Source organism: Candidatus Zixiibacteriota bacterium (assembly GCA_020853795.1).
Lineage (GTDB): Bacteria > Zixibacteria > MSB-5A5 > CAIYYT01 > CAIYYT01 > JADJGC01.
Genome location: JADYYF010000137.1, coordinates 1 through 24,756 on the forward strand (window position 1 = coordinate 1; position 24,756 = coordinate 24,756).

The following is a 24,756-nucleotide window of genomic DNA, read 5'->3' on the forward strand; positions in this document are numbered from 1 at the left end:
GCAGGCGGCGGATTTTCCAGGCGTTGTAGGCGCCGATCCAGCAGGTGCCGAGTCCGAGTTCGACGGCCTGCAGGGTCATGAACGCATTGGCAACGGCCAAATCTTGCAGGCGGATTTCGCGTTTGCGCGGCTCGAGGCCGAGGCAGTTGGGGATGACGGCGCAGATGGCGACGGCCGCTTCCGCGACGTGCATCTGGTCGTCGCAAGCATGCGCCAGCTTCTTGAGGGCTTCGCGCTGGCGAACGATGATGAATTTCCATTGCTGGTCGTTCCAGCCGGAGGGCGCGAGGCGGGCGGCCTCGAGAATGGCTTGCAGTTTTTCCGGTTCGATCGGCTGGTTTTCGAAGGATCGGATCGAGTGCCTATTTCTAATTACTTCGGCTACAGTCACTTACAAAACTCCCGGTTAGGTGCGGTTTCGGGACTAATGTACGCAGCCAAGCGTCCGAAGCAAGAAGGAAAGCGAGAAATCTGGAACAACGGCGGCGGGCGGTTGTATTATTGCTTAGCAACCATTGGGCAGATATGGAAAGGACACGATGCTGAACAGAGAGTCACTACCGGATCTGGAGTTGATGAAGCGTGTGCAGGAGGGCGACATGGTCTCCTACAATACGCTTGTCAATCGCTACAAAGACCGTCTGTTTAATGTGCTCAATCGCATGCTGTCATCGGAAGAGGAAGCGAACGATCTGCTTCAAGATACCTTCCTGCGCGTGTGGCAGCACAAGATGTCCTACGATTTTCGGTTTGCGTTTTCGACGTGGATTTACACGATCGCGTTGAATTTGGCGCGCAACGAGCTGCGCCGACGCAAGAAAATCAAGTTTTTTGATATCTTCGATTTTGCTGACAAGTTGCCGGCCAAGGAAGAGAAGGCCGAGAACAATTCCGGGTTGCGGAATTTATTGGAGACGGAAATCAAACGTTTACCGGAAAAATACAAGACCGCCTTCGTTTTGCGCGACGTCGACAATCTCTCGTACGAGGAGATTGCGCAAGTTTTGGGCGTGCCGCTGGGCACGGTCAAGTCGCGTGTGAACCGGGCTCGTGCGATCCTGCGCAACCGCTTAAAGCCGCGCATGGAGGAGTCATATGAATTGTCGAAAGGCTCGATCCTACCTATCAGCATCCTATGATGGTTCATTAAACTCGAATCTCCTGAAGGAGATGGAGGCACATATAAGATCTTGCAAAAGTTGTGAACGTGAAAAGCTCTACATCGAAGAGATCGTAGCCGCGGCGCGCGCGCTGCCGCAGAAGCACGTCCCCGAAGATTTTAATCTCCAACTGATGAACCGCATTTTCGCGGAGCAGCACCGGCCGACCGAGAGCTATCTGCCGCTGCGGGAGCCGTCGTTGTGGCGGCGGCCGCTGGCGTGGGCTTCGAGCCTGGCAGCGGTGGGCGTGTGCGCACTGTTGGCGTTTACGTTTTTGCGCAGCGACCGGATCCCGAATCCGAATGAGCCGGCGCTGATGAGCGATGCGGCTCCGGCGACGCAAGCGCAGTTCGTCAACGCTACGCCGACCGGTGAGCGGTACCAGGAGCCGCCGACATTTTACGAGAATATCCTCGGTGTGTCGGGCCAGCGGTCGAACTACCGAGCGACGTCGGTACAAAACGTCAAGTCGCTGCGCCTGACCAGCGCCACGATTGAGTCGCTGTATGTTGCCTATTTGAAGCGCATGGGGCGCCGGACCAGTACCGGCGACTACGCGACGCAGGCCGGGATGCGGTATTACCAGTTGCCGCAAGCGCGGCCGCAGGCGCCGTTCTTCAAGCCGGTCAGCAGCGATTCACCGCTGCTGCGGAATGCCGCAGCGCGCTGAGAGCGCCGACTTCGAGCCAAAACGACAAGCGAACGCCGTCGGAGGATGCCGACGGCGTTTTCGTTTTTGTTGTGTATGCCGTCGCTTCAACTATTACATTAGGTGATCCTGAGAGCGAATGCTTTGGCGATCAATAGGATGAACGGGAATCGATGGAGCGATTGATAGCGGTAGCCCGGCTGGCGGACGCACTGGCGCCGGGGAAGCTTGAGGCATTGCGCGTGGAGTACGAGCGGGCAATTCCGCAGCCGCTGGAACTACCGATCGCCTACGAAATTACCCTGCAGTCGTATCTGTTTTTCGGCTACGCCCAGACGATCGAGGCGACCAAGGTGCTGGCGCAAGTACGCGCGGCCAAGCAGATCCCCAATCCGGTGACGGTGGCGGAGATTCACGACTGGCAAGATTGGCGGCGACGGGGGGAGATTTTGTGTGCGACAATTTACAGCCCCAACTTCGAACGGTTGGTTGCGAACATGGCTTCGGTCTCGCCGGAACTGGCGGAGTGGATGGTGGTGGAAGGATACGGCAAGGTGTTGTCGCGACCGGGGCCGACGGCGTTGGAGCGAGAAGTTGCCAGCATCGCGTTCCTGGCGAATTCGAATCATCCGGTGCAGCTTTATAGCCACGTGCGGGGGGCGCGCAATCTGGGCGCAACGGCGGAGCAACTGGCGGCCGTGATGGCGGCGGCCGGCTTGGCGGGGCCGCAGCGCCGGTTGATCGCCGGGACGGTGGCGCGGGTGTACGGCGGATGAGGTATCTCTTCCACATCCCGATCGCGCTGATCCTCGGCTTCATCGCGGCAGTGGCTTTGACGTTTTATCTGGTGACGCAGACGACGCTGGTGCCGCGGGCGATTCATTTGCTGCTGGCGCGGTACATCGAGTCGAAGTACGACGTCACGATCGAGTTTGAGCGGCTGTCGGGTTCGTACTGGAGCGATCTGACGGCGGAAAACGTGCGCGTCGACACGCGCACTCCGGGCGAGAGTTACCGGATGGTCAAGATCGACCGGATCGACGCCTACTACGATTTCCGCCGGTTGTGGCGCGGCGACTGGCATATCGACAGTTTGTTCATAACGGCGCCGGCGCTGATCTTGCGGTCCGATTCCACCGGCCGGGTGCTGCTGCCGAAGAACGGCGCGGCCAAGCCGGCGACGGCCGCGAAGCGCGCGTTGCCGAATGTTACGATCGACCGGTTTGTGCTCGATGACGGACGGTTCCAGTGGTCGCGGCAGAAGCAGACGCTGTATTTCGACAGCATCTATGTGGCCCTCCGGGGATCGTTGCAGAATGACGTCATTGCAATCAACTTCGACTCGGTCTCGGCGCACTATCCGCATCGATCCTTTCACCTGCGCGAACTGCACACCGGGCTGGCGTACTCCAACGGCGCGCTCGGCCTCGACTCACTCTATGTGTTGACTGATTCGTCGCTGATAGTCGGCGGGGGGCTGTATCCGCTGACGGATTCGCTGCCGTTCCGGTTCAGCATCCGCGACAGCCATGTCTCGCTGACGGAGATCGGCAGTTTACTGGGGATTGCGATGCGGGGGGCGTTCGATTTCTCCGCCGAGATCACCGGGCGGCCCAAGCTGTTTGAGGGGAGAGCGCAGGCGCGCGGGGTGTTGTTTGAGCGGGAGCTGGGTCCTTTCAGCAGCGATCTGACCTTCGACCGCGGCATCCTGAAGCTGACGAATTTTGACGGGCAGATGTTCGGGGGCACGATGACGGGGGCGGTCGAGATCAATTTTGAAGCGCGACCGGAGACGTACAGCGGTGATTTGGTAGTGCGGAGCTTCAATCTGGAGAAGGTATTACCGGGGACATTTCCGTCGCGGATGAACGGCACGGTTGCGCTAAACGGGAGCGGCTTCGGTGAGAACTCGTTTACACTTGACCTGACGGTTGATTGCCCGCCGGGACAGTTCGACTGGGTACGCTACGACTCGTTGCGCGGCGAGATCACGCTAAACGTCGAGGACATGTATTTTCAGCCGGGGTTCTCGATGTGGTATGAGAATTCACGGTTCACGACGGAAGGCATTGTGCGCTACGATGGCGATATGCTGCTGGCCGGCGATTTCCGCACTTCCCAGTTGGCGGACTTCTGGGGTGATTTGTTTATCGAGGAATTGTCGGGCGGGGCATACGCCACCTATGAGGTTTCGGGGCCGGTGCTGGATCCCGACATTCGCGGCCGCTTCTTCGGCGACTCGTGCAGTTTCTACGGTTTCTCAACCGACAGTCTGGTGGCGGATTTCGACATCGCCAGTTTCATGTATGGGCAGCGCGGGTACGTTGACCTGTTCGCGTGGAAGAGCGATGTCTGGAACTTGCCGGCCGACAGCGTGCGGCTGGCACTGGAGATCGACTCGAACGAGGTCGCGATCAACCTGGCGCGCACGTATCTCGATATTGACTCGGCGGCGATCGAGACGCCGATCTTGCAGCGCAGTCACCGGATGATTCTGGACGGCCGGGCACACGCGACGATCATCGACAGCACGGCGTTCGTCACCGTCAGCAACTTTACGATGCAGTGGGATTCGCTCGAGTACAAAAACACGCAGCCGGTGCAGGTGGATTTCCTGGCCGACCGGATCGACGTGAAGGATGTGCACTTGCAGGGCGACGCGGGGCGGGTTGCGATCAATTGCAGCTATGGCTTCGACACGACGATCGTGCTGAGCCTGGCGACCGAGGACTTCACCTACACCGACTGGATCACGAATCTCACCGGCGACACACTGCTGGGCGGAGCGTTGAGTCTCGATGGCCGGATGGTGGGCCGCCTGGCAAATCCGGCAATGACCATCACCGGCACGATCGCGGGGCTGGTGTACGGCGCGGATTCGCTCGGGAATCTGTCAACGGAAATCCGGTTCGCCGATTCGCTGTTGTCGTTCACGAACCTGAATCTGAAATTTCGCGGCTACGACATCAACGCCGACGGTACCTTCCCGCTGGTGATGAATCTTGACAGCGGCGTGACCTACGTTCCGGAGAAGCCGCTGGACCTGAATATTCGCTCGGCCGGGAACGATCTGGGTATTGTGTCTTCGTTCAACGACCAGATCGAGTCGTTGACCGGCGACTTCAATCTTGACCTGGAGATTTACGGGACGCCGCAGCAGCCTCAGTCGCGCGGCGAATTCAATCTGAGCAAGGGGCGGCTGAAGGTGTACCAGATGACCAATCCGATCGAGGATATTGAAGCCAAGATCACCTCGAACGGCAAGCAGGTGATCGTCGAGTGGGCGGAAGGCACGGTGCGGCACAAGCGCAAGAAGCTGCTCGGGTCGTCGTGGCGGTCGGGGTCAGTCCGGACGGCGGGCGAAATCAATATCCTAACGCGCGACCTGTGGGACTACCAGCTGGCGGTGGTCGGTTACGACGTACCGATTCAGTACGAGCTGGGGGAGATCTACGGGCGGGCGGACTTCGATCTGGAAGTCCGGGGCGCCGATCCGCCGCTGATTTCGGGGGACGTGACCGTCTACGAGGCGGAGTATCTCGACGAATTTGAGAACGAATATACCACGATGGTGCTGGAGGACGTGGACACCACGGCGCTGTGGGACTACAATCTCAATGTCGAGATGCTGCCGGGGTCGGTGCGGGTGAAGAACTCGGACGTCAACATGGTGGTGGACGGCACGGTGCGGGTGTTGCGCGAGGATGCCAAGGACAACTACATCGGCACGCTCAACGTCGCACGCGGGACATTCTATTTCCTGGACATGCCCTGGCGAATCGAATCGGGCAGTTATCTGGCGTTCAACAAGCCGGAACCCGATCCGGATTTGTACATCGACGTATCGACGCGGGTGCGCAGCGCTGCGGCCGGTGTCGGCGGTTCGAGCGGCTATATCGACGTGAATGCGACGGTGCGCGGGACGATCAGCCAGCCGCAGTTTGCGGCGGCGGCGGGTTCGGAACTGAGCATCGAGGACATGATCATGCTGATCCTGGTGAATCAGACGGCTTCCGGCGCAAACAGCTCGCAGTTGGCCTCCGACTTCCAGAACCGCATCCAGGTCGGCGCGCTCGGCTATCTCGGCACCATCACCGGCCAGGCGCTGCTGCGCAACTTCGGGCTGGAATGGTTCGAGATTACGCCGGTGGTGGGGGAGAAGAACAACATCGAGGGCGCGGCGGTGTCGCTGGGGTTGTACACGCTGCCGAACGTGTACACGTACGTGTCATCGCTCACGGTTGACGGCCGGGCCGATTACGGCGCGGAGTACCGGCTGGGGCGGCATTTGTCGGTCAACGGGCGCTACGATCGCGACCGGCTGTGGCGGCTGGATCTGCTGGTCAACTGGGAGTTTCGCTGATGCTGAGGCGGTTCAGTTTGATCGGCCTGTTAGTGTGCCTGCTGGCGGGGGCAGCGACGGCGCAGAAGCAGGAATTGATCCGGATGCTGAGCAAGCGGCCGATGATCGAGAAGATCGTGATTACGGGGAACCATGCATTCGACGAGAAGACGATTCGCAAAAACATCGCGTCCAAGGAGGACGGTTTCTGGCAGTCGGTGAGCCTGATGCGGGCGAACCGCTACACCAAGGTGACGTACGAGCGGGACCTGATCCTGCTGCAGTATTTCTACCGGAGCAAGGGATTTGACGATGCCGAGGTGGAGATCACGCTGACGCCGGGGCACAAACCGGAAGCGGCGGTAGTGCATATTGCGATCAGCGAGGGGCAGCGTTACCGGATCGCCAAACTGAATTTGACCGGCGATTTGGGCAGCGACGGTTATCGCATCAGCGTCGCGGCCAATGCGCTGCGGGAAGGGGAGTATCTCAACCGCTTTGCGGTCAACGAAGCGCGCAACGGGATCAAGGCGATCTTTGCCAACAAAGGCTACCCCTATGCCGACGTGGCGGTTGACGTCGACAAGGACACGGCGCAGGCGCTGACGACGGTCAATATCAATATCACGCGCAACCAGCTGGTGCTGTTTGGCGACGTGATCGTCGACACGAATTTGCTGACCAGGCCGAACATCTTCCGGCAGGAGATCACGTTCAAGAAGAACGACATCTACTCGCGCGACAAATTCTTTGAGTCGCAGCAGCGGTTGATTCGCACCGGGCTGTTCAATTTCGTGACGCTGAAGTTACCGGAGTCGATGAACTCGCTGGACAGCCTGCAGCCCGACTTCTACGTCAGTGCCGTGGAGCGCAAGCCGCGCTTTGCGGCGGTCGGTGGCGGCGCGGCGCAGGACGAGCAGGCCGGCGTGGCGTTCAACGCGATCGGCTCATTCGGTGATCGTAATATCCGCGGGACGGCGCGCAGCGCCAATTTGTCGCTGACCACGAGTTTCACCTTCAAAGACTCGCTGTTCGTGCGGCCGAAATACCAATTTGTTTATACCGAGCCGTACCTTTTTCGGATTCGGATGCCGCTGATTCTGACGTTCAAGTATGAGCCGCGGGCGGCGTCGCCGTCGTTGAAGTACCACTATCGGTCATTTACGGTAGACGCGACGGCGGTGCGTGAATTTTCGCTGAAGACCAAGCTGTCGACTTCGCTGAACTACGAGCAGGTGGATGTCGATTCGGCGGTGCTGCGGGCGGCGCTGGAGCCGGAAGGGATCACGATCAACCGGCGCTTGATTCTGCAACTGGAGCGCGACAGCCGGCCGATTCAGAGCCGGTTCAATCCGAGCAGCGGGTCATATACGGTGTATCGGTTCGAATATGTCGGCGGTATTCTCGGCGGCGACAACGACTTCATCAAGCTGCTGTATAGCTGGTCGAAGTACAATCGGTTCGGGTCGAAGACGGTGTTTGCATCGCGGATTCGGCTGGGCTATGTCAATGAATTCGGGACGTCGTCGGACGTACCGGCCAAGGAGCGCTTCTACCTGGGCGGCGCGTACACGATGCGCGGCTTTCCGGAGAATGACTTCGGCCCGCACGAAATGGTCCCGAAAGGCAGCGGATCAGACACGACGCTGGTGAGCGTGCCGGTGGGCGGCGAGGCGACGGCGCTGCTTAATCTGGAGTTGCGGCGGCCGTTGTTCGGCAAGCTGTGGGGGTCGTATTTTATCGACAGCGGCTTCAACGTCGACAAGCTGCGAAACGTAACATTGAAACAAGTGGCAGTGACCACCGGCGTCGGGCTGCAGTTCATGTCGCCGGTGGGGCCGGTGCGGCTCGACTACGGCCAGCGGATCAGCATTAACCGCGTCGACTCCGGCGGCCAGTTTCATGTAGGGATTTTGTATGCCTTCTAAGCGAGGGAATGCAAGGCGAGAGCCTGGGGGCGGCGGTGAGTAAGCCGGTCATCGGTGTGGTGCTGGCGTTGACCGCCGAGGATCATGATTTTCGGCCGTTGCCGGCCTATCGTTTCGAATTCCTGAAGCAACATTATTACGAGTCGGTCGAGGACGCCGACGCGGTGGCGGTGGCGATTCCACTGACGGAACGGCTGGAGCACATTGACGACTACGGCCGCATTGTCGACGGGCTGTTGTTTGTCGGGGGCGAGGATGTTCATCCGGAGCTTTACGGCGAGGCGATTGATCCGCTCTGCAAGCCGCAGTTCCCGCGGCGCGACCACTTCGAGGCGCGGCTGATGCAGGCGGCGTTCCAGCGGCAGTTGCCGATTCTGGGGATTTGCCGGGGGCTGCAGATCATGAATGTGGCTTTCGGCGGATCGCTGTACCAGGACTTGTCGTATCAGCCGGGGGCGGGTAATCATTCGCAGCAGGGGGAGCTGGACTTTGCCACCCGGCATCCGGTCACGGTGGTGACGGGGACTTTGCTGCACCGGATTGTCGGGGCGACGCAGATTGAGACGAACACCGCGCACCACCAGGCGATAAAACGATTGGGGGAGGGGCTGCGGGTTTCGGCACGAACTGCCGATGGAGTAATCGAGGCCGTCGAGTCGGACGGTTTCACGGTGGGATTGCAGTGGCACCCGGAGGCGTGGGGACACGATCCGGTCAGCCGCCAATTGTTTGCGGCGTTGCGCGAAGCAGCGGCGCGGTACCGGAGCGGCCGGTGAGCGGGGCAACATTTCCCTTGCCGGAGATTGAAAACTTTCTAACTTGTGCCAACTTTACGGGGATGAAATAGCGTAATGTCGATTTTCAGCAGATTTTCCAACGATATCGGGATCGACCTCGGCACGGCCAACACGCTGGTATTCGTGCGCGGGCAGGGGATTGTGCTTAACGAGCCGTCGGTGGTGGCGGTGGAGGTGGCCAGCGGCAAGATCTTGGCGATCGGGTCGGAGGCGCGCCGGATGCTCGGGCGCACGCCGGGCGAGATTGCGGCGATTCGACCGCTCAAGGACGGCGTGATTGCCGACTTCGAGATCACCGAGCGGCTGCTGTCGGATTTCATCCGCCGCGTGGTACGGCACAAGTTCCTGATGAAGCCGCGGATCGTGATCTGCGTCCCGTCAGGAATTACCGAGGTGGAGAAGCGCGCGGTGCGCGATTCGGCGGAAAATGCCGGCGCGCGTGACGTGTATCTGATCCAGGAACCAATGGCGGCGGCGATCGGCGTCGGACTGCCGGTGGACCAGCCCTCGGGCAACATGATCATCGATATCGGCGGCGGGACCTCGGAGATCGCGGTGATCGCGCTGAACGGGATCGTGAACAATACCTCGATTCGCATCGCGGGCGACGAGATGAACGAGGCGATCGTCATCTACATGAAGAAGAACTTCAATCTGCTCATCGGCGATCTGACCGCCGAGGAAATCAAGATGAAGGTCGGGTCGGCGATCGAATTGGAGCGCGAAGACTCGATGGAGATCAAGGGGCGCGATCTGGTGGCGGGGGTGCCGAAGAACGTCAAGGTGAGTTCGGCGCAGGTGCGTGAGGCGTTAACGGAGCCGGTGTCATCGATTATCGATGCCGTACGGCTGTCGCTGGAGCAGACCCCGCCGGAGCTGGCCTCCGATATTCTCGATCGCGGCATCATCTTGACCGGCGGCGGCGCGCTGTTGCGCGGGCTGGATAAGCGGATTCGGCAGGAGACCAACCTGCCGGTGATCGTGGCGGACGATCCGTTGACGTGCGTGGCACGCGGGACGGGTGCGGTGCTGGAGAACATGGCCAAGTTCTCGAAGGTACTGATTCGCAGCCGGCGTGACTGATTCATCTTGCCATTCGTTAATTCTTCCCATTAGTTTGACCGCGGCGAATTTCCTATGACAATGCAGGAGCGGCTCAAAATCCATCTCGGTTCGATTACCGACCTCGATGTGGATGCGATTGTCAATGCCGCCAATACGACACTTCTGGGTGGCGGCGGAGTTGACGGCGCGATTCACCGGGCGGCCGGGCCGGAATTGCTGGCAGAATGTCGGGCGTTGGGGGGATGTCAGACCGGCGATGCGAAAATCACCAAGGGGTACAATCTCAAGGCACGGCAGGTGATTCACACGGTTGGGCCGGTGTGGAAGGGCGGGGATCATAGCGAGGACGATCAGCTGCGATCGTGCTACCGGCGATCGTTCGAACTGCTCATCCGGGCCAAGCTTCACAGTATCGCGTTTCCGGCGATCAGCGCGGGCGCTTACGGCTATCCGCTCGAAGACGCGGCTGAGATTGCGGTGCGGGAGTCGGTGAATGCGCTCAACCATCACCGGTCGATCAAGCTGGTGGTTTTTGCCTGTTTTGACAGAACCGCAGAAGCCGTGTACGAGCGATTACTCACGAAGCACTTCTAAGTTCCTGCCATTTTGACAGAATTTCTTCCAACTTGACAGTTGAGGTTGACTTGGGGGGCGATGGGGCATAGGTTTGACACTATGAAGAAACTGGAGACACGGATAGCAGCGGAGGTCGCAGCCCTTGGCACCCGACCGCTTAAGATTCGCGAACTGGCCAAGAAGATGCAGATACCGGCTGCGGAGTACGTCGAGTTCCGGCGCACGGTCAAGGGAATGATGAAGTCAGGCAAGCTCAATCGCCAGCGCGGCGGGCGAGTCGGCGGGCAGCGCAAGGCCGAGGCTACAGTGGTGGGCCGGTTGAGCGTCACGAAATCGGGGCGGGCGTTTGTTCAGCCCGAGGGCGACAAGGAAGAAATCGTGATTGAGGAATGGGGGCTGGGGACGGCGCTGCACGGGGACCAGGTTGAAGTGCGGATGCTTCCCGCCGCCAAACGCGCGCGCCCGGCCGGTGAAATTGTCAAGGTATTGGAGCGGGCGACGACCGAGGTGGTCGGCAAGTTTTATCAGAGCCGATTCCACACCTTCGTGCTGCCGGACGATCCACGGCTGAAGATTGAGATCCGGGTAGAGCCACCAAAGGGGACACCATTGCGCGACGGCACGAAGGTGGTCGTGCATCTGGAGGAATGGACGAACGAGCGCGACATCCCGCGCGGCAAGATTCTGCACGTGCTGGGCTTGCCGGGGGAGAAGGATGTCGATGTCCTCTCGACGATTTACAAGTTCAAGCTGCCGACGGCGTTTCCGGCAGCGGTGATGAGCGAGGCGGCGGTGATTGCCGAAGAGATTCCGGCGGAGGAAATTGCGCGGCGGCTCGATTTGCGCAAGACGACGACGTTTACGATTGATCCGGAGGACGCCAAGGATCACGATGACGCGGTCTCGGTCGAGCGCTTGGGGGAGGGTTACCGGTTGGGCGTGCACATCGCCGACGTCAGCCAATACGTCGAAAGCGGCACGAAACTCGACAAGGAGGCGCGCGGGCGAACGGCCTCGGCGTACCTGGTGGATCGGGTGTTGCCGATGCTGCCGGAGAAGTTGTCGAACAATCTCTGTTCGTTGAAAGAGAAGCTGGACCGGCTCGCGATGTCGGTGCTGATCGATCTGGATGTCGCCGGGAACGTGAAGAAGTATAAGATTCACGAGAGTGTGATTCGCTCGTGCGCCAAGCTCAGCTACGAGCAGGTGCAGGAGACGTTGGACGGCGGCGCGGGCCTAGACAAGCAGAAGCGGGTCGTGCAGGCGATTCGAGTCATGCACGAGTTAGCGCTGAAGCTAATCGACCGCCGGCGCCGGCAGGGATCGATTGATTTCGATCTGCCGGAGTACAAGGTTTTCCTCGACGACTACGGCATCGTGACGAAGATCGTTAAGCGCGAGCGCAAGATGAGCCACCGGATCATCGAGGAATTCATGCTGCTGGCGAACCGGCTGGTAGCGCAGGAGATGCTGGGGCGTACGGTGCCGGCGCTATATCGGGTGCATCCACCGCCGGATGAGGAGAAGCTGGCGAATTTCGTGGAATTCGCGCGCAGTTTCGGCCATCGCGCATCGTTCGGATCGCCGCCGCAGCCGAAACATATCGCGGAGTTCATCGAGTCGATCGAAGGACGGCCGGAGGCGGACCTGCTCAACGAACTGCTGGTGCGCTCGATGCAGAAGGCGACGTATCAGACGGAGAACATCGGCCATTTCGGGCTGGCGTTCCCGCACTACCTGCATTTCACGTCGCCGATTCGCCGCTACCCGGACTTGATTGTTCATCGCACGCTGAAGGAGGTGCTGCGCGGGACGTTCAAGAAGTCGAAGGCGGGGGGATTGAAGGCGGCGCTGGATCGGATCGGCGAACATTGCTCGCAGCAGGAAATCGTGATTATGGAGGCGGAGCGCGAGACGATCGCGATCAAGCAGGCGGAATTCTTGTCGCGGCAGTTGGGCGAGGTGTTCAACGGCGTGATCAGCGGGATGCTGAGCTTCGGATTCTTCGTGCGGTTGCTGGATATCGGCGCGGAGGGGATGGTGCGGCTGGCGACGTTGGAGGATGATTATTATCACGTTGAACTGGAGCGGCATGAGATCATCGGCAAGCGCACGCAACGTCGGATGCGGCTGGGGGACAAGGTGCAAGTGCAGGTGATCAATGTGGCGGTCGAATCGGGGCAGATCGATTTCCGGCTGATCCAGGATCAAGCCAAGCCACGGTTACAGGCGTATTCGTATCGCAACCGGAGACGTTGGCGGTGAGCGCAAACTATGCGCTGTTGGCGGTTCGGGGCGACCGCGTGTTCGAGGAGGCGCTGCGATCCCTGCGCGTCGAGGGTTTGACGGTCAGTTGGGCCGAGTCGGTGCAACAGGCGATGGCGGCGCTGGGCAAGGAGGCGCCGCGTTTTGTCGTGCTTGATGCCGACGCGCTCGGAGCCGAGACGATACCGTTCATGCGGCGGTTGCAGCGGCTGGCGCCGCTGACGGATATTCTGTTGTTGGCGCGCGACGGCAAGTTTGATGAGCCGGCGCCCGACAGTTTGATCGACAAGACGTTGCCGCTGGAGGAAATCCGGGAATTGCTGACGGAGGCGCTCGCGGTACGACGGCTTCTGGACGAAGCGGGGATGTTTGGACATTCACCGAATTTGCGCGAGGCGGCGCGGCGGATTCAGCAGGTGGCGCCGACCGATATTTCGGTGCTGGTGACCGGGCCGTCGGGCAGCGGCAAGGAGCTGATTGCGCGGGCGATTCACAATAACTCGCCGCGCGCCGACCGCGAGTATATCTCGCTGAATTGCGCTTCGATTCCCGAGGCACTGCTCGAATCTGAGTTGTTCGGTTACGAGAAGGGGGCATTTACCGGCGCGGATCGAACGCAGCCGGGTTTGTTGCAGCAGGCGCACGGGGGAACGTTGTTTCTCGACGAGATCGGGGAAATGCATCCGCGCCTGCAGGCGAAATTGCTGCGGGCGATCGACACCAAGACGTTTATGGCGGTCGGAGGGCGCAAGACGACAGCGGTGGACGTGCGTTTCATCGCCGCGACCAATCGCGACCTGCAGTCGGAGGTCGAGGCGGGGAATTTCCGGGCGGACTTGTACTACCGCCTGAGCGTGATCACGATCCAGATGCAGCGGCTATCGGAGCGGCCGGAGGATATTCTGCCGATTATCGCGCACAATCTGGGCCGGCTCAAGAGCAACATCCGGTTCAGTCCGGAGGCGACCGAGTTGCTGCTGCGGTATTCGTGGCCGGGGAATGTGCGGGAGTTGACCAATTTTCTGCAGCGGCTGTTGGTGACGAATCCGTCCGGTGAGGTGAGCCGCGAGACGGTGGCCTCGCTGCTGGACAAACATCGATTGGACGATCGCAGCCTGCCGGTCGTCACGAATCTGACGGCGGAGGAGTCGGGTTACCGGCTGATTTATCAGGCGCTGTTGAATCTGGCCAACGAAGTGATTGACTTAAAGCGCTTGATTCACGAGCGTTTGGGTGGAGCGGTGCCGGCGCAACCGCAGGCGGTTCACACCGAGCAGTCGGGCGGAGATTTGGAAGCGATGGAAGAGCAACTGATTCGGGAGACGTTGCAGCGGGTCGGGGGAAATCGCAAGAAGGCGGCGACGATACTGGGGATCGGCGAGCGGACATTGTACCGCAAGCTGCGGAAGTTCAATCTTATGTAAATCATGACTCATAACATAGCAAAGTGGGTGGTGGCTGCGCTGGCGATCGTGTGGCTGCCGATAACATCGAGTGCTTTGCCGATTTTCTTCACTGATCAGATCTTCAAGTCGATCGAGCAGTTGGACGAAGCACTGGCGGCGGGGGAGATCTCGGAAGAGGACTACGAGTTGGTGCGGGAGGCACTGTTGGGGGAAAACTGGCTGATCGATGGGAATCAGCTTCCGCCGGAGACGGCCGACCATGCCGAGGGGTTTGCGCCGAAGAATTTCGTGGCCGGCAGCACGAAGTCGGTGTGGTCGTATCGCTCCACGCACACGATCAGCGAGCTTCACAGCCGGATCGACCGAATGAGTTTCAGAGATTCCAGCTGGTATCTTGACGTTGAAGTGGAACGGACGCGGACGGGTGATTGGCGGATGCGGAAGCGTTCGTTCGGTTACCATTGGGGCCGAGTGGCCGGGGTCGGTCTTGGCGATGTCGATCTTTGGAGTTGGGGAATTCTGACGGTAGGCAATCGCAGCGCACCGGCGGCGTTGCGGCAGATAGGCGACTTTGGTTCAAGCTGGTTGTTTCCGAGCCTGACCCGGCAAAACGGTATCGGCGGGTGGTTTCAGAATGGCCGCGTTGGTCGCAACTTGCGGCTTCAGGGCTATTCCTCGCACGTGGAGGGGAATCGGCATTTCCGCACCAGCCACGCGCTGGCGATTGAGATGAGGTTGAGGGCAGACCAATATGGCTTAACGGTGCTGCACCAGTCGATCGGTGAGCTGGGGCGAACGCCGCGGCGGGCGGTGTTTCTGGCGCCGCAGTTCAAGAAGGAGCTGGAGTATTTCACTCTCTACGGCGAATCGTCTTTGATGACGGATGGGGGCGCGGCGCATCAGTATCAGCTTGAAGTCCGACGCGGCGGGAGCCGGCTCGACATAGTGGCCTTCGCCTACGGCCGCAATTATCGCAATGTCGAGTCGGGCGGGTACGCTTACGGCGATTACGGTACGACGGAGATTTCCGAGATCGACTTCGAGTATTCCGACAAGCGCACCGGTCGGCGCGGCGTAGCGGTGGAGGTGGAACACCGTCCGAGTCGCGAGGTGACCTGGCGGAGCGAATTGATACGCTGGCGGAACAGCCTGGTGGGGCGCGAGGGCGTGGCGGTGCGGGTTGTGTGGATGCGCAGCGGCCGCACCCGGACGTCACTGGTGCGGATGTTGCGGCTGCAGGGATTGTGGGAGGACCTCGATCTGGCGGCAAGCGCGGCAGATTCGCGGCAGTGGTTGACGGCGACGACGGAATTGCGGCTGTCGGAACGCCTGCGGAGCGAGTCATTGGTGCGCATCGGCCGGCGCACTTTGAGTGCAAGGGAACGGGCAGAGTGGCGCGCGCGGAATGAGATCGAGGCCAAGGTGGCGGAGAAGTTTCGCCTGGCAGCGGCGGCCGACTGGCGCGACAGCGACTGGGGCAGAGGCGGTGATGAGAAGCTGCTGTTGGCGATCAGCGAGCGCTATGTCGACAGCGCCTTCAGTGGGATCTCGCTGGTGGTGCAAACGCGGTATTACCCGGAGCGCGGCAAGCTTGACGATTGGGAGGTTCGGCTCGACACGAAGCTTGAATTTTAGAAGCCGGGCATTCCAATCAGTTGACTGAAGATTACGATTGACACCGGCGGTCCAATGCACTAACATGGAGCGACTTGACCACTACATGAGGTCGCAAAAGTCTTTGGGCTGAGAAGCAAAGGTGTGCAGTATTCTTCGGTATTGCAGAGTATTCGGGCTCGGTGTGATTGTAGCGCTGCAATTGGCGGTGTCGGCAGCGGCATCGAGCCGGCTGGTGATCAATGAGATCATGATCAACGAGCCGGGCTCGGAGACGGCGCTGGAATGGATCGAGCTGTTCAACGTGTCGAGTTTGCCGGTGAGTCTGGTCGATTTCGCGCTGATCGACGGCGTGGACACTTCGCGGTTTGCGGCGGTTACGATCGAGTCTGAGGGTTTTGTCGTGCTGTCGCGCAAGCCGGTGGCGGCCGACAGCGGGGCGAGTTTTGAATCGCAGTGGGGAAACAGCTCCGGTGTCTGGGGCGATACTCCGGAAGAGGACTTCCCGGTGGTCGCGGCGAAGTTCTCGCTGCGCAACGCCGGTGATACGATCTGCATCATTGACAAGGCGAGCGGCGTGGTTGAGCGGGTGGGGTGGCGATCATCGCCGCCGGACGGGGTTTCGCTGGAGCGGATCAACTGGGCGATTTCGGCGCGCAGCAGCAATTTTGGTTTGTGCAAGGACAGCACGGGATCAACGCCGGGGCGGGTGAATTCGATAATCGCGCCGGAGATCAATCTGGGACTGGTTCCGGATAGTCTCGAGCTCGAGGTGCCGCCGACCGCTGATACGCCGGTGTTGTTGCGATTGGCGGTTGTCAATACGGGACGACGCTCGCACTCAGGGCGGATCGTGGTCTATTTAGATACCGGGCGCGACGGAACAATTGACAGCGGCGATTCGCTGATTAATCTGGAATTGCCGTCCTTGGCGCCCGATTCGGAGGCGGCGCTGTCGATCGAGATCGCGGCTGCGCGCGGACGCAATCTGTTGGCATTGACGCTCGATGCGGACGGCGATTCGACTGACAATCGAGCCGAATTCCGCCTCTACCTCGACGCGACGTACCGTGAAGCGTGCATCAATGAGTTTCTACCAAAGGCAACCGAAGAAGGGGGCGGCGAGTGGATCGAGGTGGTTAATCGCACCGACTACAATCTGCCACTGCGGGGCTGGATCATTGAAAACGACGGCAAGGTTGATTCGGTCAGGACTGATGCGGAGTTGGCGCCGGGGGCATTTGCATTGATCTGCGGCGACAGCGCGGCGGTGCGGCGGAGCTTTCCGGAGGCCACGTGCGCGCTGATTGAGATGCAAGAGTGGCCGGGGCTTGATGAAAAGCAGGGGCAGATCGTGATTCGCAATGATTTTGCAGTGATGGCGGACAGCATGGCGTACAGCGGCGCAATCGCGGCCGGGCGGAGTTGGGAGCGCGATGGGGATTCGACGAGCGGCGATTTCTTGCGCGACTTCTATGTATCGAGCGCGGCGAATGGCAGCACGCCCTGCGCCGTAAACTCGGAGCGAGTTTTGCCGCCGGCACGCGACTTGGGGTTTGTGGGCAACAAGATCGGGACAATTCCGGCGCTGGACCAACCGAATGAGATCGGGCTGTTGTTGCGAGTGGTCAATCATGGAGTGCTGCCGTCGCCGGAGTCAATCATTGAGGTCTTCGACGATCGCGATCGTGATGACGTGATCGACGACAGTGAATTGCTGCAGACGCTGATTGTGCCGGTCGTTGGCGTTGGCGATTCGGTCGATGCACCGTGCCATTTGATGCTGCCCTCGGGGCGGCATTGGCTGCGCGCGCGCCTGAGCGCGGATGAGGATGCGACCAACAACGACGCTGCTGTGGAGTTGACGCTGGGCCGACCGACGCGGGAAGTAGTGATTACCGAGTTTCTGGCTGATCCGACCGGGGGACTGGAATCGGAATGGGTCGAGGTACGGAACAACTCCGAATACCCGGTTGTCATCAGTCGCTGGCGGATCGGCGATGCCGGCGGACAACCGGGACGGTTTGCCGATTGGCTGTTGATGCCGCAAGCGTACCTGGTGCTGGCGCAGGATTCGGCGGGGTTCGCGGATTACTACGGCGGCGATTGCGCTGCGGCCGCTGTCGCCAGCTGGAGCAATCTGAACAACGACGGCGATGCGATCAAGCTGCTGGATGAATTCGGGCATCTGGTGGACAGCGTCGTGCATGCCGTGGCGGCGGGCGAGAACCGCTCGCTGGAGTTGAATGAGCTTGAAGATCGGCCGGGCGTCGCGCGCTGGTTTGTTAGCGAAGACGAGATGGGTGCGACCCCGTGCCGAACAAATTCCGTGTCGCGGATTCTGCCGGACTTCGACCTCGCCTTCGGCGGCAGCGGTCTGATGTTGGCGCGGGATGCAGAGTATCCGCTGATGGTTGAGGCGGAAGTGTGGATCCGGAATGTGGGCAGGAGTACGTCGCCGGCGGCGGAATGGAGTCTTTTCAGCGACGAGGTTGCACCCGTGAGAACGGTGATTGCGCCGCTGGCGGCGGGCGATTCGCTTCGGCAAGAGGCGGTAATTGAGTTGGCGCCGGGACGACACCGATTGATGGCGATGCTGTCACCGGACGACAATCCGGCCGGCGATACAGTTACGGCATCGATCACAACCGGGTATCGAACACGAGAGATTCTGATTACCGAGATCATGGCGGAGCCGCGATCGGGGTCGGCGACGGAGTGGGTGGAAATCCGCAACAACTCCGATGATGCGCTTGATCTGGCGGGATGGAAGCTGGGCGATGCATCGCGGCAATCGAACATCGTAGCGCCGGTGGTGCTTTTGCCTGAGACCTATGCCGTGGTCGCCCAGGATACCAGCCTGATGCGTGCAGAGGTTGGGCCCGATTGCCCGCTTCTGACGACGGAGGTCTGGTGTAGTCTGAACAACAGCGGCGACGAGATCAGGCTGATTGACGAATTTGGGTCGCTCGTCGACAGCGTTGCGTATCGCGGTGTTGCTGTTACGGGGCAGTCGTACGAGCTTGACGAGATCGGGGGCGGATGGTATCCGGCGACGGCGGCAACGGGGTCGACACCCGGCAAGCCGAACTCGGTGAGCGGACCGGTGCAGCATGCCGTGGAGTTGTTATTGCCGAAGCGTGTTTTTGCGCCGAATGAGGGCGAGGCGCTCACTCTGGCGATCAAGTGTCCGCCGGCGACGCCACTGACGATTGAGGTGTTCGATCTGGCGGGACGGCGTCATTGCGTCATTGCGGAGGCGCGGCCGTTCTCATCAGGCGAGTACTGCTACGACGGAGCTTCCGAGTACTGCGGTCGTCTCCCGGTTGGGGCTTACATTCTCAAGTTAGCCGCAGACGACGGGAGCGGCTTTGAGATGAAAGCGGGGTTTGCGGTTGCGGCGGGTCATTAGCATTGGCGCGGTGTTACTGCTGCTGGCTTCCGCAGTGAGTTCGTCGGCGGCCGCGCAGCAAATGGACGGGTCGTTGCGATCGCAGGCGCTCGCTGGTGCAATTGACCTGATGTGCTTTTCGCCACTTGATGTTCAGCGCAACCCGGCGTTGCGCGGCGAGCGGCGCTGGGCGGTCGCGGTGGATTGGACGCGCCTGTACGGCATGGGCGATTTCGAATTGGCCACCGGCGGAGGTAGTTACGGCAACGGGAGCTGGAGTTTGAGCTTCGTGGTGCAGCAGTTGGCGGGTGGCGATTATTTTTGGGAGCGCAGCTACCTGGCGGCGCTGTCGCGGCGAATTGCCAAGGAGCTTGCTGTCGGCGTAGGGTTCAACTACCTCGATCTGCAGTTTGGCGAGGGTTATCGTCGGCTCAATGCGATGGCGGTATCGGCGGGGATTCGGTATCAGGTGCGATCGGGGCGGGTCGTTGCGTTCGCGTGGCGGAATCTGAACCGACCGCGGTATGAGAACGGGCTTGATCCAATCGGGCGCGAAGCCGACCTGTCGGTGACGTGGCAATTGAGTCCGCTGATTGCCGTGTGCCTGAATCAATGCCTGATTGAGAGTCTACCGGATCGTTTCTCGGCCGGGCAGGTATTTCGACTGGCGCCGGAGTTATCGCTGCAGATGGGGATTGTCACGGCGCCGACCGATTTTGCCGGCGGGATTTCGCTGAAGCTGGCGGGAATTGAGTTTGAGTATGCCTATCGGAATTCCCTATATTTGGGCGGCACACACTTTGTGGGGGTGCTGTATGTGCGATAGGTATGCAGTATTTGGTCACGCGACAGTTTCTCGAAGAGCAGGAAGAGCGGACGTTAGCGCCGTACGCGGCCCACAGCGCGCGTTCGCGCGGCCGGCAACATCCGGAGCCGGAGCACGGTTATCGCACCTGTTTTCAGCGCGACCGCGACCGGGTGATTCATTCGGCTGGATTTCGCCGGTTGAAGCACAAGACGCAGGTATTTGCCTCCCCCAATGACGATCATTTCCGCACGCGCCTGACCCACACGATGGAGGTCGCGCAGATTTCGCGGACGATAGCCCGCGCGCTGCGATTGAACGAAGACCTCGCCGAGACGGTGGCGTTGGTGCACGATCTCGGGCACACGCCATTCGGCCATGCGGGTGAGGATGCGTTGCGGCAGCTGCTTAAAGACGAAGGCGGATTTAATCACAACGCCCAGTCTCTGCGGGTGGTGGATTTCATCGAGGACCGCTACCCCAATTTCCGCGGCCTCAATCTGACATTTGAGGTGCGTGAGGGGATCGTCAAGCATGAGACCGACTACGATATGCCGGTGGTCGGCGATTTCGATCCGCAGTTGCGGCCGACGCTGGAGGGGCAGATCGTCAATTTTGCCGACGAGATCGCCTACAACGCGCATGATGTGGACGACGGCTTTTTCTCGGCAATTCTGGCGGATGAGGAAATGCGCCAGGTACCGGTGATATCCCGCCTGCTCGAGCAGTCGTTACAAGCCTACCCCGATCTGCCGCGGCGCAAACGCCATTACCATTTGATCCGGCTGCTGATCAACTGGGGGGTGTCGGATATCATCAACAACACCGCCCGACGGCTGGAAGAAGCCCGGATTGAGACGTTTGCCGATGTGGTCAACTGCCGCGAGAACCTGGTGGCGTTTTCGAGCGATGCGGCCGCCGAGGCCAGGGAACTGAAGACGTTTCTCTTCAGCCGGCTGTACCGCGACCCGCGGCTGGTCGAGATCAACCAGATTGCGATTCGCATCGTCACCCAGTTGTTCGAGGCCTATCTGGCCCAGCCGGAGCTGCTGCCGGAGAAGTTCCGCAAGCGGCTTTACGACCAGCCGATCCGCATGGTCGTGAAGGACTACATCGCGGGAATGACCGACCGGTTTGCCTGGCAGGAGCACACGCGGCTGATCGGCGGCGTGCGTCCCGAGCAACTTGCTATCTGACCAAATCGCGCCCTCGGCTGCACAGCCTGTGAAACGGCTTGCAGCACATTGAGAGTCTCACCCCACGGAATCGCACCATCTTTCACGAGTATCGGTTTTGCCCCGCATCTAAGCAGTTGTTTTCAAGGCAGATATCAATCGTCGTGAGGCCACGGCGACGCCAGATGGTGTGATCACGACCGGCGGAAGCGGCGGCATGGGGTTTGCTGTAAATCATGGCACAGCAATGAGGAGGACTGAGATGGAATGCTACTTCTACGCCGAAGTCAAAGACAAGCGCACCGACGGTCTCCATAATGCCGTGATCTCATTTGCGGTTCCGGATGTGGGGATAGTCTTCCGATCGCGCTTTGCCGGCTCTCCCGCCGAATGCGAATATGCTTCCCTCCTCACTTTGCTGGAATTCGTCGAATTGAATCCGCAGGTATTTCGCGACCGGACGATCGAGGTTTACGGCGACAGCTTCACGGTGGTCAACCAGATCAACGAGAAGATGTACTGCAACAAGGACCTGCAGCCGTTCCGCAACATGGCGATGATGTTCCGGAACAAGTTCAGTTATTCGCTGAACTGGATTCCGCAGCGCGAAAACCCGGCGACCTTAGGTTTGGCATCCGACTGACATTACACTACCCTCCCAACAAGGCAGGCGAGGCTTCGGTCTCGCCTGTTTTGTTCTGACCGCCACCGCCGCAGCTCTGTCTGATTGACAAGCGCTTTGAATTGGCATACCATCAGGGCATGGAGAAAATGAGCTTTGCGCAAGCGCTCGACCGGGTCGAGAGCGGCAAGCTGGATGGCGCCTATTTGCTGGTGGGCGAGGACTATCACCAGAAATTTCTGATCACCGAGCAGGTGACCAAAGCGCGGCTGGGCAATCAGAGCGGCTCGCTGAACCGGTACTCGTTGATCGGGCGCAAGGCCACGCCGCCGACGCTGGAACAGCTGCTGGCGGGCGTGCCGCTGTTCGGCGGCAATACGGTCGTGATCGTTACCGATATCGAGAAGCTGCCGGAGAAGTCGCAGGAGCTGTTGCCGCGGCTGTTGAAGCATCTGGATACCGGAACGACATTCATTGCCACGGCCACTAAGCTGGACGGGCGCAAGGCGTTTGCCAAGGCGCTGGCGGCATTGAGCACGGTGGTCGAGACCAAGGAAATCTACGACAACCATCTGCCGACTTACATCCAGTCGCGGTTTGCGGCGCGGGGGTTGACGATTGAGGCGGCTGCCGTGAACGAGATTGCGCGATTAGTGGGCAGTGACTGCGGCGATATCGAGAATGAGGTGGAGAAGATCGCGATTGTCCATCACGGCAAGAAGCGGCTGGCGCTGGCGGATGTGCAGTCGTATTTGTCGGCGAGCCACTTTTTCGATCAGTATCAAGTCGCCGAGAGCGTGTCACAGCGGAAGGTGCGCGAAGCGCTGGTCGCCTGCCGGCAGTTTCTCGAAAGCTCCGGTTCGGACGGGCGGGGGCGGCTGTTCTGGGCGCTGTACAATCAATTTGAGCGGATGCTGACGTTGCATACAGCCGATGCCCGGATCAAGGGCAGCGAGCTAGCCGGCAAGCTGCGGATGCATCCCTTTTTCCTGCAACGACTTCGCGAGCAGGCGCTGAAGCAGAAGCCGGAAGTTCTGGCGGCCAATTTGCGGCGAGTTTACGAAACTGAGGTAGCCGACCGCTTTTCAACCGAATCAAAACAACAGATATTCGAACGCATGATTCTCAAGATCGCCGCAACGATCAAGGAATAATCGTTGTTCCTGCTGGTACTATTGATGGCGGGGTTCGCGGAGTCGCCCGATGCCGAGTTGATTCGGCAGGCGAAGCGGGGCGATCGCAGCGCGTTTGGCGAACTGGTGCGCCGTTACCAGAAGCGAGTATATGCGTTGTGCTTCCGGCTGGGCGGCTCGCACGATGCCGCCGACGATCTGACGCAGGAGGCCTTTATCAAGGCATTTCAAGCGATCGCGACGTTCGACGAAGCGTACCCGTTTGCGGCGTGGATTTTGAAGATCGCGTCGAACAACGCCATCAATCAGATCAAGCGGCAGAAGTTCCAGCTCGGCAGCGAGGAGAGCGAGGCGATCCTGGAGCAGCAAGTGGCGCCGCGCGGCGAGTCGGATCCGCTGGAGGTCTTGAGCCGCTCAGAAATGGATAAGCGTTATCAGGCGGCGGTCAACGCATTGCCGCCGGAATTCAAGGTCGTGTTTGTGCTGCGGATGCATGAAGATTTGAGTTACGAGGACATCGCCGCCCGGCTGCGGATCAGCGTGGGCACGGTGATGTCGCGGCTGCATCGCGCCCGGCAACGGCTGGTGGAGCAGTTGCGCGACCTGTTGGAGCAGTGATGGATCGCAAGTATTTGGAAGAGCATCTTTCGGCTTATCTCGACCACGAGTTGGACGAAAAGACGATGCGCGAGTTCGCGGAGAAGCTGAAGCAGTATCCCGATCTCGAAGCCGAGCTGCGCCGGCTGCAGCAGCTCAATCAACTGGCGCGCGCTGCGGAGGTCCCGATGCCGGCGGAGGGCTATTTCGACAGCCTGGCGCAGCGGATCGAAGCGCGGATCGAGCGGGAAGTGCCGCGCGAGCGCGGGAGGATCGTCGATTATCTGTTGGCGCGGCGCCGGGCGGTGGCGATCATCAGTTCGGTGGCGGCGATGATCCTGATTGTCGTGACCGGCGTGATGTTTTACGGGCCGGAGAAAGAGATGTATCCGCGGCAGATTCAGCGGACGATTGACGTGACGCCGGGCGAGACCAAGGAGAAGGCGCCGACGCCGCAGGCTCCCGCGACCAATGAGAATGATGCGGCGCATCAGGCGCAGCCACCGGTGCAGGCGTACGGAGATACCGTTGTTGTTCGAGGCGGGCGTGCCGCCGAGAAGTCGGTCGTGATCGACAAGCGCGACGAAACAAAAGCGCCAGAGCAGCCGAAGGAAGCGCCAATCCGGGATACAGCTCAGGAAGTCGCACCGGCAACCACGCCAGCGCCACCGACCACGGAGGAGTCAAAGGAAATCAAGATCGTGCCGACTGAGCGGCAAGTCGAGCCGGCCAAGCCATTGGGTTTTGATTTGCCCAAGCCGGAAAGTTCCAGCGTGGTTGTCCTGAAGCGGCAGGCGGAAGGAATCAAAGCCGAGTACGAGAATACTGTGCTATCGGTGCAGGCCGGTGATCCGGGCGAACTGGTATGGCCGAAGAGCGATCCCGACAGCCTCGAGCAGTTGGTGCAGGGGATGATCGATGCCAACAACTGGAAGAGTCTGGCGGCGATTCCGGCGGCGGCCCAGGCGGGGCGGGAACGGGACTTGGCCGAATTCCAGCGCAGCAAAGTTAAACCTCCAGCCACCGCGCTCGGCGGCGATAGCGGGATCGAATACCGGCAGGCGGTGCGCGCGTTTGAGCTGGCGCGCAACAGTTCCTTTACGCGCCTGTCGTGCGTGTTTGCTCGGGTACTGATCGCGCACTATCTGTCGCGCGGGGATGTCGAGGATCGCGAGTTGTGGGAAGCCCGGCTGGATTCCGTGCGCACGGCGGAACGCCGCTATCGTTAACA

The 24,756-nt window shown here is 60.3% G+C and carries 19 protein-coding genes; 18 read left to right on the top strand and 1 reads right to left on the bottom strand.

Translation table 11 applies throughout. From position 1 onward, the window contains the following. The coding region (locus IT585_10915; GenBank protein MCC6963750.1) for a nitroreductase family protein at positions 1–391 on the bottom strand (391 nt) is incomplete at its 3' end. 148 nt (positions 392–539) lie between these two features. Between IT585_10915 and IT585_10920 the strand changes: the two genes are divergently transcribed. The 18 genes from IT585_10920 to IT585_11005 all read left to right on the top strand — a co-directional run bounded on the left by IT585_10920 (position 540) and on the right by IT585_11005 (position 24,754). Then, complete coding sequence (locus tag IT585_10920; GenBank protein ID MCC6963751.1) at positions 540–1,139, top strand: sigma-70 family RNA polymerase sigma factor; 600 nt, start codon at positions 540–542, stop codon at positions 1,137–1,139. Then, complete coding sequence (locus tag IT585_10925) at positions 1,096–1,830, top strand: zf-HC2 domain-containing protein (protein ID MCC6963752.1); 735 nt, start codon at positions 1,096–1,098, stop codon at positions 1,828–1,830. The genes IT585_10920 and IT585_10925 overlap by 44 nt, the downstream gene beginning before the upstream one ends. 152 nt (positions 1,831–1,982) lie before the next feature. Further along, positions 1,983–2,585, top strand: coding sequence for a carboxymuconolactone decarboxylase family protein (locus IT585_10930; GenBank protein MCC6963753.1), 603 nt, complete (start codon positions 1,983–1,985; stop codon positions 2,583–2,585). Next, positions 2,582–6,172: a translocation/assembly module TamB domain-containing protein gene (locus tag IT585_10935; protein ID MCC6963754.1), complete on the top strand. Its 3,591-nt coding sequence runs from the start codon at positions 2,582–2,584 to the stop codon at positions 6,170–6,172. Before IT585_10930 ends, IT585_10935 begins: the two co-directional genes overlap by 4 nt. After that, the gene (locus IT585_10940; GenBank protein MCC6963755.1) at positions 6,172–8,079 is read left to right on the top strand and encodes a BamA/TamA family outer membrane protein; all 1,908 of its coding nucleotides are present in this window, start codon (positions 6,172–6,174) and stop codon (positions 8,077–8,079) included. The genes IT585_10935 and IT585_10940 overlap by 1 nt, the downstream gene beginning before the upstream one ends. Positions 8,080–8,087: 8 nt before the next feature. After that, positions 8,088–8,855 (top strand): gamma-glutamyl-gamma-aminobutyrate hydrolase family protein, encoded by a 768-nt coding sequence (locus tag IT585_10945; protein MCC6963756.1) that lies wholly within the window; start codon positions 8,088–8,090, stop codon positions 8,853–8,855. Positions 8,856–8,930: 75 nt separating this feature from the next. Beyond that, positions 8,931–9,959 carry a rod shape-determining protein gene (locus IT585_10950; protein ID MCC6963757.1) on the top strand — a complete coding sequence of 343 codons (1,029 nt, stop codon included), beginning with the start codon at positions 8,931–8,933 and terminating at the stop codon, positions 9,957–9,959. Positions 9,960–10,019: 60 nt separating this feature from the next. Continuing rightward, entirely contained in the window at positions 10,020–10,535 is a 516-nt protein-coding gene (locus tag IT585_10955; protein ID MCC6963758.1) for an O-acetyl-ADP-ribose deacetylase, read from the top strand. Between the two features lie 81 nt (positions 10,536–10,616). Then, entirely contained in the window at positions 10,617–12,782 is a 2,166-nt protein-coding gene (gene rnr, locus IT585_10960) for a ribonuclease R (GenBank protein MCC6963759.1), read from the top strand. A gap of 365 nt (positions 12,783–13,147) precedes the next feature. Then, positions 13,148–14,206 (top strand): sigma-54-dependent Fis family transcriptional regulator, encoded by a 1,059-nt coding sequence (locus IT585_10965; protein ID MCC6963760.1) that lies wholly within the window; start codon positions 13,148–13,150, stop codon positions 14,204–14,206. A 3-nt stretch (positions 14,207–14,209) separates the two neighbouring features. Beyond that, the gene (locus IT585_10970; GenBank protein MCC6963761.1) at positions 14,210–15,823 is read left to right on the top strand and encodes an SHOCT domain-containing protein; all 1,614 of its coding nucleotides are present in this window, start codon (positions 14,210–14,212) and stop codon (positions 15,821–15,823) included. A gap of 163 nt (positions 15,824–15,986) precedes the next feature. Beyond that, on the top strand, positions 15,987–19,214 hold the full coding sequence (locus IT585_10975) for a lamin tail domain-containing protein (protein ID MCC6963762.1): 3,228 nt from the start codon (positions 15,987–15,989) through the stop codon (positions 19,212–19,214). Positions 19,215–19,224: 10 nt separating this feature from the next. Then, on the top strand, positions 19,225–20,019 hold the full coding sequence (locus IT585_10980) for a hypothetical protein (protein ID MCC6963763.1): 795 nt from the start codon (positions 19,225–19,227) through the stop codon (positions 20,017–20,019). A gap of 2 nt (positions 20,020–20,021) precedes the next feature. Beyond that, on the top strand, positions 20,022–21,194 hold the full coding sequence (locus tag IT585_10985; GenBank protein MCC6963764.1) for a deoxyguanosinetriphosphate triphosphohydrolase: 1,173 nt from the start codon (positions 20,022–20,024) through the stop codon (positions 21,192–21,194). A gap of 241 nt (positions 21,195–21,435) precedes the next feature. Further along, positions 21,436–21,816 carry a hypothetical protein gene (locus IT585_10990; GenBank protein ID MCC6963765.1) on the top strand — a complete coding sequence of 127 codons (381 nt, stop codon included), beginning with the start codon at positions 21,436–21,438 and terminating at the stop codon, positions 21,814–21,816. Between the two features lie 128 nt (positions 21,817–21,944). Beyond that, the gene (gene holA, locus IT585_10995; protein MCC6963766.1) at positions 21,945–22,949 is read left to right on the top strand and encodes a DNA polymerase III subunit delta; all 1,005 of its coding nucleotides are present in this window, start codon (positions 21,945–21,947) and stop codon (positions 22,947–22,949) included. 3 nt (positions 22,950–22,952) lie between these two features. Beyond that, on the top strand, positions 22,953–23,546 hold the full coding sequence (locus IT585_11000) for a sigma-70 family RNA polymerase sigma factor (protein ID MCC6963767.1): 594 nt from the start codon (positions 22,953–22,955) through the stop codon (positions 23,544–23,546). Continuing rightward, positions 23,546–24,754: a hypothetical protein gene (locus IT585_11005; protein ID MCC6963768.1), complete on the top strand. Its 1,209-nt coding sequence runs from the start codon at positions 23,546–23,548 to the stop codon at positions 24,752–24,754. Before IT585_11000 ends, IT585_11005 begins: the two co-directional genes overlap by 1 nt. The last annotated feature ends 2 nt before the right edge of the window (positions 24,755–24,756 follow it).

What these genes read in the sequence shown, in the direction of transcription:
- IT585_10950 (MCC6963757.1), top strand. Translation starts at nt 8,931, where the DNA reads ATGTCGATTTTCAGCAGATTTTCCAACGATATCGGGATCGACCTCGGC.
- rnr (MCC6963759.1), top strand. Translation starts at nt 10,617, where the DNA reads ATGAAGAAACTGGAGACACGGATAGCAGCGGAGGTCGCAGCCCTTGGC.
- IT585_10970 (MCC6963761.1), top strand. Translation starts at nt 14,210, where the DNA reads ATGACTCATAACATAGCAAAGTGGGTGGTGGCTGCGCTGGCGATCGTG.
- IT585_10955 (MCC6963758.1), top strand. Translation starts at nt 10,020, where the DNA reads ATGCAGGAGCGGCTCAAAATCCATCTCGGTTCGATTACCGACCTCGAT.
- holA (MCC6963766.1), top strand. Translation starts at nt 21,945, where the DNA reads ATGAGCTTTGCGCAAGCGCTCGACCGGGTCGAGAGCGGCAAGCTGGAT.
- IT585_10965 (MCC6963760.1), top strand. Translation starts at nt 13,148, where the DNA reads ATGTTTGGACATTCACCGAATTTGCGCGAGGCGGCGCGGCGGATTCAG.
- IT585_11005 (MCC6963768.1), top strand. Translation starts at nt 23,546, where the DNA reads ATGGATCGCAAGTATTTGGAAGAGCATCTTTCGGCTTATCTCGACCAC.
- IT585_10945 (MCC6963756.1), top strand. Translation starts at nt 8,088, where the DNA reads ATGCAAGGCGAGAGCCTGGGGGCGGCGGTGAGTAAGCCGGTCATCGGT.
- IT585_10925 (MCC6963752.1), top strand. Translation starts at nt 1,096, where the DNA reads ATGAATTGTCGAAAGGCTCGATCCTACCTATCAGCATCCTATGATGGT.
- IT585_10990 (MCC6963765.1), top strand. Translation starts at nt 21,436, where the DNA reads ATGGAATGCTACTTCTACGCCGAAGTCAAAGACAAGCGCACCGACGGT.
- IT585_10930 (MCC6963753.1), top strand. Translation starts at nt 1,983, where the DNA reads ATGGAGCGATTGATAGCGGTAGCCCGGCTGGCGGACGCACTGGCGCCG.
- IT585_10940 (MCC6963755.1), top strand. Translation starts at nt 6,172, where the DNA reads ATGCTGAGGCGGTTCAGTTTGATCGGCCTGTTAGTGTGCCTGCTGGCG.
- IT585_10920 (MCC6963751.1), top strand. Translation starts at nt 540, where the DNA reads ATGCTGAACAGAGAGTCACTACCGGATCTGGAGTTGATGAAGCGTGTG.
- IT585_10985 (MCC6963764.1), top strand. Translation starts at nt 20,022, where the DNA reads ATGCAGTATTTGGTCACGCGACAGTTTCTCGAAGAGCAGGAAGAGCGG.
- IT585_10935 (MCC6963754.1), top strand. Translation starts at nt 2,582, where the DNA reads ATGAGGTATCTCTTCCACATCCCGATCGCGCTGATCCTCGGCTTCATC.